We start from the raw sequence: 11,569 nt of genomic DNA on the forward strand, positions 1-11,569 counted from the left end.
GCGCCAGCCCCGGGAAGCCGCAGGACGCCCACGGCCGGACGACGTCGGCCGGCACCGGGCCGGGGCGGCCGGCCGGCCGCCGCTGCGCGACGTCGAGCACGGCCAGCGCCTGCTCGACCTGGCCGAACCACAGCAGGTAGCCGGTGAGCGCGACGGCGTCGCCCGGCGGCAGCCGCCGGGCCAGGGCGGCGGCGGTGAGCTCGGGCAGCTGCCGGGACACCGACCCCGGGTCGGCCCGCCAGGAGGCCCGCAGCGTCGCGGCCTTGATCGCGTCGGCGGTGACCGGGCCCGGGCCCGCGTCCCGGGCCGTGCGCAGGTACTCCAGGGCCAGGGCGGCGTCGCCGGCGGCCAGGGCCCGTTCGGCCGCCTCCAGCAGCGCGGGCACGGCCCAGGAGGCGTCCACGTCCTCGGCCACCAGCAGGTGGGGGGCCAGCACGGTGCTGGGGGCGCCGCGTTCGTGCAGGACGCGGACGGCGCGGGTCTCCAGCAGGACGCGGCGGTCCGGGTCCAGGCCGCGCAGCACCGCCTCGCGGGCCGCCGGGTGCCGGAGCCCGCCGGGGCCGACCAGTCCCATCTCCGCCAGGCCCGCCAGCCGCGATTCGGCCGCCTCCGGGGTGATCCCGAGGACCTCGGCGACCTCGGCGCGCCCCGCCCGCCCGCCGAGCACCGCCACGGCCTCGGCGGTCCGCCGCAGCGCGGGGTCGCACCGGTGCAGGCACACGGTCACCGCCTGGCGGTAGGCGTCCCCGGCGGCGCCGCCGGTCCGGCCGTCCAGCGCCTCGTCCAGCAGCGCCCGGACGAGAAGGGGGTTGCCGCCGCTGAGCCGGTACAGCTCCGCCGCGTCGGGACGGGCGCGCCGCTCGGGGATCGCCGCCGCGGCCATCCGGGCCACCCCGCAGGGGGTGAGCATCGCCAGGCGCAGCAGCCGGAAATCCGGCCGGTGCGGCAGTTCGGCCCGCAGCCCGGGACGGTCGCCGAGATGGCTGGTGCTCTGGGTGAGCACCACCAGGACACCGCCGGATTCCAGTCGCCTGATCAGATAGAGAACGCCGTCCAACGAGCCGCGGTCGGCATGGTGGACATCGTCGACGACGACCACCAGCGGCTGTTTTCTGGCCCGGGACAGCAGAATGCGGACCAGTCGGGGAAGCACGCTCTTCACACCGTCCTCGGCCGGCCGCGGATCGGCGGGATTCGGCGGCGCGGACAGATTCGCGTCGAGCAGTAGCTGTTCGAACACGCCGAGCGGCATTTCACTTTCGCCGGCCGCCGCGGCGGCGCTCAGCACCTGCGCGTCCACGGTGGCGGCATATGCGGCCAGGCGGTGCAGCAACGCGGTCTTCCCGCTCGCCGCGGGACCGCTGATCAAAACCACTCCCCCGGCACCGGACGCGCAGGCGTCCACCATGCCGGTCAGGACCGAATACTCGTTGTCGCGTTCCACAAGGTCTCGTAACATCCCCGTGCCCCTGGGCGCTCCTTCAGGTGCGGTGAATGCGAGGACCCTCGACTCCCCCGAGAAGAGTCCATGCGACGGCATGCTACCCAGCCGAATCCCGTGTACCAATGGCCGGATCGCGCCACAATCCCAGGGATGTGGTTTTTCAGATTCGGTCCGTAAAGGCGATGGCTACTCTAAGTCATGAGATGTTGACATGGCAATGAATGGCGTGCCGGAACAATTCGCCGGCGCGCCGGCCGGGCCGCCGGTCAAATCCCCGGCGGGGACCGGAGCGGTCTCCCGGCGGGCCCGGTGCCGGGGGACCGGGCACCGGTGGCGCGGGGGGAAGCACCCGCCGGGAGACGTCGGGTCACGGCGAGGGGAACTCTGTGGGGCGCAGGTCCCGGCACGCGCGCGACGCCGCCCGGAACTGCGGCGAGGTGATGTCCACCCCGTCCTTGTCCGGATTGATCTGGAGCCGTCCGTCCGGCCCCGGGTCCGGCATGTTGGGCACGCCGTTCTCACGCATGCAGCGGGAGAACTCCATCGCCCGCCGCTGGTCCTCCGAGCTCACCGTCCTCTCTGTGTCGACCACCCCGGTCATCAGCCCTTTGCACGCCTCCCGCGCGGCCTTCATCTGCGGGCTGTTGAGCGCCAGCGAGCCTTCCGCGTCCAGCGGAATCTGCAGCTGGCCGTTCACCGGATCGGGGAAATCCGGCACGCCGTTCTGGCGCATGCAGCGGGAATAGGCGAGCATCTGGTCCTGGCGGTTGGCGGACTTGGCGGCGGCCGGCTGCTCCGAAGAGCCACCGCAGGCGGACACGGCCAGCACCGCCGCAAGCGCGACGGCCGGCAGCACTCGCATACGAGACCTCTGCACTCCAGGACTCCTTCCGCCGCGGTGGTGGACGTCCGGCGCGACGCCCTCGCCGAGTAAGTAGCAGCGGGTCCGCGGACGGTTCGCATGAATTTTCCGGGCGACGCATTTCACGGCGGCGGCCGCGCGGGTGCTCAGCGCGGCCGCGCCGTCACAGGTGGCGACCGGGCGCGGCGGCCCGGAGAGGGCGTGCGGGCCGGCGTTCGAATTGCCGTCCACGATGTTGGTCACTTCTCTTGACGGATACGGTATGGCAGCATTCGCGTACGGCAACGAATTGGCGCGGATCTCCTCCGCCGTGCCTGAGGAGCGCTCATGACACGTGTGTCGCGGAGAGCCCGGAAGCCGGCTCTCGGGGAGCAGGAACAGCCGCCTTCTTTATCGCCCGGCCGGGAACCGGCGCCGGAGCGGACCTCGCTGTCCCTGCGCGGGGATCTGGACCTGGACGAGTGGGTGCGCATCGCCCTGCGGATGAACCGGATGGGGCGGCCGTCCCTCTGGTGGCTGGGAGACTGGCTGAACTACGGGAAGGAACGCTTTCCGGACGGCTACAAGCACGCTCTGAAAGCGGTGTCCCTCGATTACCAGACGCTGCGGAACTACGCCTGGGTCGCGGGTAGCGTCCGCCCCGCGCAGCGCAATCCGCGGCTGAGCTTCCAGCACCACGCCGAGGTCGCCGCGCTGCCGGCCGCCGAGCAGGAGAAGTGGCTGGCCAGGGCGGAGCGGTACGGCTGGTCGCGCAACCGGCTGCGGGCGGCGGTCAAGCGGCACGGGGCGGCCGGCCGCGGCACGGAGCGCGTCCGGCTGCCGGTCGACGACGACCGGCTCTCGCAGTGGCGGGCGGCCGCCACCCACCAGGGACGCGAACTCGACGAGTGGATCATCAGCATCCTGGACGCCGCCGCCCGGCCGCCGGCGGGGACGGCCGAGGCGGTCGGCTGCGGCCGGGCGTCCCGGCCGCGCGGCGCCCGGCCGCATGACGCGGGCGGGCGCTCCGCCCGTTCGGCCTGAGCCCGGTCGCCCCGACCACTGCGAGCCCGCCCGCTCCGAGCCCGAGCGGCGGCCGAGGGCGGGGACGGCGCCGCGTTCCCGCCCTCGGCCGCGTTCTTGCCCGTCGGCGTCACAGCGCGGTCCCGTTGAGCGCGGTGTTGGCGATGGCCTCGCTGTCGCAGCCCAGGCCGGAGAACAGGTCCCTGGGCAGCCTGTCGCCGAGGTTGCCGGGCAGGCTCGGCAGGTCCTTGGGGCCGCCGGAGCCGAACCCCTCGGGCAGCTTGAACCCGTTGCGCAGCGACGGCCGGGCGCCGTTGGTCAGCGAGTCCTGCTGGACGGTGGTGGCCTTCAGGCTCTTGTCGCCGTTGAGCGTCCCGACGACGACGGTGTACTTGCCGACCTCCAGCTGGTCCAGCCGCGCCTGCTCCTGCTTGACGAACTTGGTGGAGCCCGACGCGGCGACCCGCACGCGGGTGCCGCCCGTGCCCGTCACGGTGAAGCCGTCGGAGCCGACGTCGCCGACGGTGCCCATGGCCGTGCCGCGCGAGGCCATCATCGAGGCGATGCCCGCCCCCATGCCCTCGGGCAGCTTGGGCAGCTTCATCTGCGCGCCGGCGACGAGCACGGTCTCGGCGGTGATGGTCTCGCCGGCCTCGTCGCCCTCGCCGCGCACCATGACGCGCGTGCCGTCGGACAGGTCGGACAGGCTGCCGGCGACCTGGCGGGTCACCCTGGACGCCGCGGACGCGTCGACCTTGACCTGCTTGCCCTCCGCCGTCTCCACCACCAGGGTCGAGCCGTCCTTGGAGCGCAGCGTCCCCGCGGCCACCTTCAGGCTCTGGCACTCTGTGGTCAGCAGGCCCATCGCGGCCACCTGCTGGGCGCTGAAGGTGGCGGGGGTCTGGGCCGGGCCCGTGCCGGAGCCCTGCGGCCACAGCCCGTACCCGGCGGCGGCGATCAGGCCCGCCGAGGCCGCCGCCGCCAGCAGCAGCACCCCGCGCCGGCCGCGCCGGCCGGTCGCGCCGCGCAGCGGCCGGTCGATCTCGTCGAGCACGCCCTGCAGGACGTACGGCGGCGGCGCGGCGATCGGGGCGGCCTGCCGGACGGCCCGCGCCGTCGCGCGCCACTGCTCCACCTCGGCCCGGCAGTCCGGGCACTGCTGCAGGTGCGGGTTGGCGAGCCCCGCCACGCCCGGACGGCTCGCGGCGACGAGCTCTTCGAGGCTCAGGTGAGCCGAGGCGTTGGTCATGACGTGCGCCCCCTTTCGGGCATCGAGCGAATGAGTGCGGCCCGTGCCGCGGACAGCCTGCTCTTGACCGTCCCGACGGGAATCTCCAGAACCTCCGCGGTCTCGGCGAGCGACAGGCCGGACCCGAAGACCAGGCCGAGGACCTCGCGGTGGTGCGGCGCGAGGTCCTTGATCCGGTCCATCACCGCCTCGGCCGACATACGGTCCAGGGCCCGCTCCTCCGGCCCCGGCTCGGTGGCCGGGCGGTCGGCCAGCACCTCCTGGGCGACGAGGCCGGGCCTGCGCCGGCGCTGCCGGTCCCGGCACTGCCGGCGGGCGATCGCGATGATCCACGACCGCACCGACGACTCGCCCCGGAACCGCCCGGCGCCGCGCCAGACGGCCAGCATCGTGTCCTGCAGGATCTCCTCGCTGAACCCGTGGTCGCCGGTGAGCAGCACGAGGTGGGACAGGACCGCCCCCGCGTGCCGCTCGTACAGGGCCACCAGTGCGGCGCGGTCCCCGCGCGCGATCGCCGGGACGAGTTCCCGGTCGTCCCGCTCGGCCGACTCCGCCTGGGAGGACCCGAGCATCACGAGGTGAGGTCCGGCGTCGTATCGAATGGGCTCCACCGTGTGTCCTCCAACTGGTACACCTCCCGGGAACTCCCGCTGTCACCCTGTAGGTAGCGGCGACTCGGCGAACGGTTCGCCCCGCCGCGCACGGACGCCGCCCGCGAGCGGACCTGTCGTAGGGCCGACCCTCACACGACCCGCCCGCGAACGCGAGGCCCGGCGCCGCCCGGGCGCGGAGGGCACCGGGCCCCCGGGAAAGCGAAAGCCCGCCGCCTGCGGGAGCAGACAGCGGGCGAGGACAGGGGCCGGGCGGCCCGTCCGGTGCCGTGCTACTTGGCGACCTTGCGGGTGAAGACGCGCACCGACAGCGCCGTCAGGGCCGCCGCGAGGACGGCGAGGACCGGCAGGACCACCCATGTCGGCATGTGGGCGACCTGCGGCGTCAGCGCGGCGCGCAGCCCCTCGTTCATGTAGACGATGGGGTCGGCGAGCACCACGGCCTGCAGCCAGCGGACCTCGTCCAGGGCCTCCCACGGGAAGTAGACGCAGCCGAGCATGATGGCCGGCAGCATGACGACGGTGAACAGCACCTGGGTCTGCTGCGGCTTGAGCAGCGTGCCGAGCAGCAGCCCGGCGGCGGACGCGGTCAGCGCGCCCAGCAGCACGACCGCGACCAGCAGGAGCCAGTCGGCCACGCGGACGTCGGGCGCCTGGCCCTCGGCGTGCACGAGCAGCACCGCGGGGAACACCAGCAGGCCGCCGATGAGGCCCTGCACCATCGCCGAACCGATCTTCTGCAGGGCGATCATCCGGACCGGCAGCGGGGCCAGCAGCCGGTCCTCGATGGACGACGGCGGGGTCAGCTCCATCACCAGGGGGAACACCACGGCCATCAGCGACTGGGTGATGACCGTGGAGCCGACCAGGCCCGGCACCAGGATGGTGGAGAACGGCGTGTCGCCCGCCGCGTCGCCCGGCACGGTGCCCTTCCCCATCAGCCCGGCCTCCGGCAGGACGTAGGCGAACACGAAGGCGAACAGCAGCGGCTGCAGGACGATCCGGATGACGCTGGACGCCAGGCTGCGGCGCATGACCCGCAGGTCGCGCGCCACGGTGGCGGTCAGGGCCCGGGTGGGCCGGGCGTCGTACTCGATCGCGGTCATTCCCGGTACTCCCGTCCGGTCAGCGTCAAAAAGACGGTCTCCAGGCTCGGCCGCTGCTGCGACGCGTCGGTGACCGTCGCGCCCGCGGCCGCGCCCAGCGCCACCAGCTCGCCCAGCAGCCCGTCGGCGTCGCGGGTGAAGACGCGGACGCCGCCGCCGGTCTGCTCGACCCGGTCGACGCCGCGCCGCGCGCGGATGCCGGACAGCTCGGGCACCGGGCCGTCGTAGGTCACGGTGACGACGGTCTCGGCGTCCACCGCGGCCTTGAGCCCGTCCACGGTGTCGCAGGCCAGCACCTCGCCGCGGTCGATCACGGCGAGGTGCCGGCACAGCGCCTCGGCCTCTTCGAGGTAGTGCGTGGTGAGCAGCAGCGTGTGCCCGTCGGCGTGCAGTTCGCGCAGCAGGTCCCACAGGTTGAGCCGGGTCTGCGGGTCGAGCCCGGCGGTCGGCTCGTCCAGGAAGAGCATCTCGGGCCGGTGCACGAGGGCCCGGCAGATCATGACGCGGCGCAGCTGCCCGCCGGACAGCTGGTGCGGCATGGCGTCGCGGCGGCCGGCGAGGTCGAACCGCTCCAGCAGCTCCCCGGCGCGGCGGCGCGCGGCGCGGGCCGGCATGCCGAAGTACCGGCCGCGGAACTCCAGGTTCTCCGCGACGGTCAGGTCCCGGTCCAGGGTGCCGCCCTGGGACACCACGCCGATCCGCCGCTTGACCTCGACGGGGGCGGCCGTGACGTCGTGGCCGAGGACCTCCGCGCGTCCCCCCGTGGGGCGCACCAGCGTCGTCAGCATGCCGATCGTGGTGGACTTGCCGGCCCCGTTGGGCCCCAGCAGCCCGAAGAAGTCCCCCCGCGGCACGGTCAGGTTCAGCCCGCGGACGGCCTCGACGGGTTCCCCGCGCCCCCGGTAGGTCTTGCGCAGGTCCACGGCGCGGACGGCGGGCGGGACGGGCCCGCCGGCCGCCGCGTCGGGGGCGGCCGCGCCGGCGGTCGCGGAGCCGGGGGCCGCGGAGCCGGTGGTCACAGATTCGGTGGGCATCGTTCCTCCCGTCACCAGGTCACGGGCAGCGACCGCAGCCCGAAGCTGACCGAGTGCTCGCGGAACACCAGGTCCTCCTCGCGCACCGCGACCCGCAGGTCCGGGAAGCGGCGCAGCAGCGCCGGGTAGGCGAGCCGCATCTCCATGCGGGCGAGGCCGGCGCCCAGGCAGTGGTGGATGCCGTGCCCGAACGCCAGGTGCGGCACCGGCGGCCGGGTGACGTCGAAGTCGGCCAGGCCGTCGCCGAGGGCCTCGTCGCGGTTGGCCGACACCAGCGAGCAGACCAGCAGCTCGCCGGCGCGGACCAGCCGGCCCGACAGCGTGACGTCGTGGACGGCGGTGCGCGGGGTGGAGGTCGGCACGACGGAGATGTAGCGCAGGATCTCCTCCACCGCGGTGGCCGCCGCCTCGGGCTTGTCGCGGACGATGGCGGCCTGGTCGGGGTGGGAGAGCAGCAGCATGGTGCCGAGGCCGAGCATGTTGGCCATGTTCTCGTGGCCTGCCAGGACGATCAGGGCGGCCATTCCGGCCAGCTCGTCGTCGGAGAAGTCCGCGCCGTGCTCGGCGACCAGCCTGGCCAGCAGCCCGCCGTCGCCGCCCTGCCCCCTGCGCCGCTCGCGGACCAGCTCGCGGAGCATGGCGTGCGACTGCATCACGGCGGCGGTGCGTTCGGCCTCGTCCTTGTCGAAGTCCAGGTGCGGGTTGCTGAGGCGCAGGAACTCGGCGCCGTCGGCGTAGGGGATGCCGAGGATCTCGCTGATCACCGCGAGGGGGACGGGCCGGGCGAACTCCTCCATCAGGTCGGCGGGCGGCCCGTGCTCCTCGATGGCGTCCAGGTGCTCGTCGATGATCGCTCGGACGCGGGGCTCCAGCCGCCGCATCTGCGCCATCGTGAACTCGGCCTTGAGGATGTTGCGGAGCCGGGTGTGCTCGGGCGGGTCGCTGTGCAGCAGGCCGGCGGCGAGGCCCGCGGGCGCGCCGCCCCCGCCGCCGGGCCCGCCGCCGGGCGCGCCGCCGGGCTCGCCGCCGGGCTCGTCGGCGGTGCCGGGCGGCGGGCCCAGCATGGCGCTGCTGAAGCGGGTGTGGTCCCCGAAGACGGTGCGCACGTCCTCGTGGCGGGCGACGAGCCAGGCGGGCAGGCGCACCGGGCCGAGCGTCACCTCGATCCTGCTGATCGGCTCCTCGGCGCGGATGCGGTCCAGCTCGGCCACGGGGCGCAGGCCGTCCCGCCGGACGTAGACGGGGGCCTCGGGTGGGGCTTCGGACATAGGGGTTCCCTTCGGCATGCGTGTCGCGGCGTCAGCCGCGCTCGTACCCGAACTCCCGGAGGCAGGCGGCGAAGTCGCCGTCGCCCTGCGCCCGCCGCCGGTAGGCGGCCTCGACGTCCGGGCCGATGAAGTCGAGGGACTGGTTGTGCAGGCCCTTGCCGACGAACTCGCCCTGCCCGCCGAACGGGCTGAACCCGGGGGCGTCCAGGGCGCTGCGCCGCTCCAGGTCGCGCATCACCTCGAAGGTGGAGTTGGCCACCGCCTTGTCGATGACGTCGTCGCCGAGCGGCCGCCCCAGGTCGAGGAACTCCAGGATGCGCCGGAGCCATCCGGCGGGGTCGGCGCGCATGTCCTCGTACTTGACCGGCAGCACCTCGATGTTCGGGAAGTGGGTGCGGATCGCGTCCCGGTCGGTCCAGCTGCGCACGTTGGTCGTCCAGGACCCCTGGCCGAAGTGGTCGCGCCAGAAGGAGTGCCCCTCGTTGGCGATGAAGTCCTCGGCGAACCTGCGGCAGCTCTCCAGGTCCGTGCGGGGGATGCCCATGTGGCGCATCGCGCTGAGCATCACGTCGCGCGGGTTGCGGATGAGGTAGACCGCCTTGGTGGTCTGCTCCCGGTAGAGCCGCATGAGGCCGACGTCCGGCAGGAAGTGGGTCTTGGCGAGGAGCCGGCCGGCGCCGTCGCCCACGGGGAGCGTCTCGCCGCCGCCGAGCATCTTGTGCAGGTCCGGCACGGCGGTCTGCAGCTGGTCGATGGACGTCACGGGCCCGTCGTTGAGGTAGGCGGTCAGCATGAAGCGCAGCCAGGTGTTCCCGGCCTTGGGGTAGGAGGCGATCCAGGCGATCTCGGTCATGGCCGTCCTCGGTGTCGTGAGTTGGTTTCGGGACTCGGTTGCGTGTTCGTCTCGTGCGGGGACGGGACGTGCACGCCGCCGACGCGCTGCTGCGGGTCGGCGGCGACCTGCCGGAGGACCCGCACGAACCCCCGGGCGAGGAGTTCGGCCGCGGGCCGGTCGAAGCGGCGGGTCGAGTACCACAGCGCCCCGTCCAGGCCGGACGGCTCGCCGCCGGCGGCCGCGCGCAGGTGGAACACCAGGTCGGACTCGGCCGCCCGGATCCCGTCCGCCGGCAGCAGCGGCCTGGTCCGCAGGCGGGGCAGCCGCCAGGGCGGCGCGGGCAGGTTGTCGACGCCGAGCATGACCTCGGCCAGGGGGCCGCCGCCGGGCCGCAGCGCGTCCACCAGCGGGTCGAGCGGCAGGTCCTGGTGGGCGAAGGCCCGCAGGTCGGCCTCGCGGACGCGGCGGACCAGCTCGGCGAAGGCGGGGTCGCCGCTCACGTCGGTGCGCAGCACGAGCGTGTTGGCGAACAGGCCGATCGCGTCGCTGAGCCGGGCGTCGGTGCGGCCCGCCGTCACCGTGCCGATCGGGATGTCGCAACCGGCGCCCAGCCGGTGCAGCAGCGTCGCCAGGGCGGCCTGGACGACCATGAACAGCGTCGCCCGCTCGCGCCGGGCCAGGTCGGCGAGCGCGGCGTGGATCTGCGGGGCGACGTGCAGCGGCACGGTGTCCCCGCCCGGGGCGGGACGGGGCGCCGGCGTCCTGCGCGGCCGCGGCGCCGACGGCGGCCCCGGCAGCGCCCGTGTCGGCGGTGCGGGCAGCGCGGGGGGCGACGGCGGCTCCGGCAGTGTCGGCTGTGCGGGCAGGGTCGGCTGCGCGGGCGGTGCCGGCAGCCTGAACGGCGACGGCGGCTGCGGCGGCCGGGGCGGGCGGGGAGGCCGGATCGGCAACGGCAGGCGTTCGGGGATGCCGGCCAGGACGCGCCGCCAGAACGCCAGGTGCTCCCCGGCCGGTGCGCCGTCCGGGACGCCGCCGTCGGGGGCGGGGTCGCCGAGGAGCCGCCGCTGCCACAGGGCGTAGTCGGCGAACTGCACCGGCAGCGGCGGCCACTTCGGGTCCGTCCCGGCCAGGCGCGCCGCGTACGCCTTGGACAGGTCGGCGGCGAGCACGCCCATCGACCAGCCGTCGGCGATCAGATGGTGCGCGACGATGAGCAGCGCGTGCTCGTCGGGCCCGAGCCGGAACAGGGTCGCCCGGATCGGCGGCCCGGCCGACGGGTCGAGGTCGTCGTGCGCGGCGGCGGCCAGCCGCTCCTCGAACTCCGCCCTGCTCGACCGCACCTCGCGCAGCGGTATCCGGGCCGCTTCGGGCGGCAGGACCTGCTGGCGGGGCCGGCCGTCGACTTCGGGGAACAGCGTGCGCAGGGCCTCGTGCCGGTCCACCACGTCCTGGAACGCCAGCCGCAGGGCGGGCACGTCGAGCCGTCCGCGCATGTGGACGGCGAGCGGGATCGTGAAGCGCAGGCCGCTCTCGCGCGCGGCCGACCAGATCCGCTCCTGGCCGAACGACAGCGGCAGCTCGGGCGGGCGCGGCGGTGGGACCGCCGGCGGGGCCGCCGCGGCCCGGGACGCGAACCGGACGAGTTCCGCCGGGGTCGGCCGGGTGAACAGGTCGCGGATGCCGATGTCGGTGCCGAGCGCCGTGCGCAGCCGCGCCACCAGGCGCCTGGCCAGCAGGGAGTCCCCGCCGAGGTCGAAGAAGCCGTCGTCGGCGCCGACCGCGGGCAGGCCCAGCACCTCGGCGAACAGGCCGCACACGATCTCCTCCTGCGGGGAGCCCGGCGGGCGTCCGCCTTCGCCCGCGAACACCGGCGCGGGCAACGCGTCGCGGTCCACCTTGCCGTTGCCCGTCAGCGGCAGGGCCTCCACCACGACGACGGCGGCCGGGACCATGTACTCCGGTAACCGGTCCGCGACGAACCGGCGGACCGCGGAGCCGTCCACCTCGCCCACGACATAGCCCACGAGGCGCCGCTTTTCGTGCTCGCCCCACACCACCGCGGCCGCCTGCGTCACGCCGGGGCATGCGGCCAGCACCACCTCGACCTCGGCGGGTTCGACGCGGAAGCCGCGGATCTTCACCTGGTCGTCGGCGCGGC

General features: G+C 74.6%; 10 protein-coding genes. 1 reads left to right on the forward strand and 9 read right to left on the reverse strand.

Features of this window, described 5'->3' with window-relative positions; all coding sequences use genetic code 11:
• On the reverse strand, nt 1-1,459 hold a 1,459-nt coding region (locus ABD879_RS30010; RefSeq protein ID WP_345025091.1), incomplete at its 3' end, for an AAA family ATPase.
• Nucleotides 1,460-1,811: 352 nt separating this feature from the next.
• The gene (locus tag ABD879_RS30015; RefSeq protein ID WP_345025092.1) at nt 1,812-2,549 is read right to left on the reverse strand and encodes a hypothetical protein; all 738 of its coding nucleotides are present in this window, start codon (nt 2,547-2,549) and stop codon (nt 1,812-1,814) included.
• A gap of 84 nt (nt 2,550-2,633) precedes the next feature.
• On the opposite strand from ABD879_RS30015, the gene ABD879_RS30020 reads away from it, so the two are divergent.
• A complete protein-coding gene (locus ABD879_RS30020) occupies nt 2,634-3,329 on the forward strand; it encodes an LmbU family transcriptional regulator (protein ID WP_345025093.1) in 696 nt (231 codons plus the stop codon).
• Between the two features lie 109 nt (nt 3,330-3,438).
• On the opposite strand, the gene ABD879_RS30025 is transcribed toward ABD879_RS30020, so the two are convergent.
• The 7 genes from ABD879_RS30025 to ABD879_RS30055 form a co-directional block, all read right to left on the reverse strand.
• On the reverse strand, nt 3,439-4,557 hold the full coding sequence (locus ABD879_RS30025; protein WP_345025094.1) for an anti-sigma factor family protein: 1,119 nt from the start codon (nt 4,555-4,557) through the stop codon (nt 3,439-3,441).
• Entirely contained in the window at nt 4,554-5,168 is a 615-nt protein-coding gene (locus tag ABD879_RS30030) for an RNA polymerase sigma factor (protein WP_345025095.1), read from the reverse strand. The genes ABD879_RS30025 and ABD879_RS30030 overlap by 4 nt, the downstream gene beginning before the upstream one ends.
• A gap of 272 nt (nt 5,169-5,440) precedes the next feature.
• Nucleotides 5,441-6,274 carry an ABC transporter permease gene (locus ABD879_RS30035; RefSeq protein ID WP_345025096.1) on the reverse strand — a complete coding sequence of 278 codons (834 nt, stop codon included), beginning with the start codon at nt 6,272-6,274 and terminating at the stop codon, nt 5,441-5,443.
• Nucleotides 6,271-7,308: an ABC transporter ATP-binding protein gene (locus tag ABD879_RS30040; RefSeq protein ID WP_345025097.1), complete on the reverse strand. Its 1,038-nt coding sequence runs from the start codon at nt 7,306-7,308 to the stop codon at nt 6,271-6,273. Before ABD879_RS30040 ends, ABD879_RS30035 begins: the two co-directional genes overlap by 4 nt.
• Nucleotides 7,309-7,319: 11 nt before the next feature.
• A complete protein-coding gene (locus ABD879_RS30045) occupies nt 7,320-8,576 on the reverse strand; it encodes a cytochrome P450 (RefSeq protein WP_345025099.1) in 1,257 nt (418 codons plus the stop codon).
• A 31-nt stretch (nt 8,577-8,607) separates the two neighbouring features.
• On the reverse strand, nt 8,608-9,429 hold the full coding sequence (locus ABD879_RS30050) for a sulfotransferase domain-containing protein (RefSeq protein WP_345025100.1): 822 nt from the start codon (nt 9,427-9,429) through the stop codon (nt 8,608-8,610).
• Nucleotides 9,426-11,569 (reverse strand): condensation domain-containing protein (locus ABD879_RS30055; protein WP_345025101.1); only part of this gene is annotated, 2,144 nt, incomplete at its 5' end. The genes ABD879_RS30055 and ABD879_RS30050, both read right to left, overlap by 4 nt.

Origin of the sequence: Actinomadura keratinilytica, assembly GCF_039539665.1 — a bacterium.
Taxonomy (GTDB): domain Bacteria; phylum Actinomycetota; class Actinomycetes; order Streptosporangiales; family Streptosporangiaceae; genus Spirillospora; species Spirillospora keratinilytica.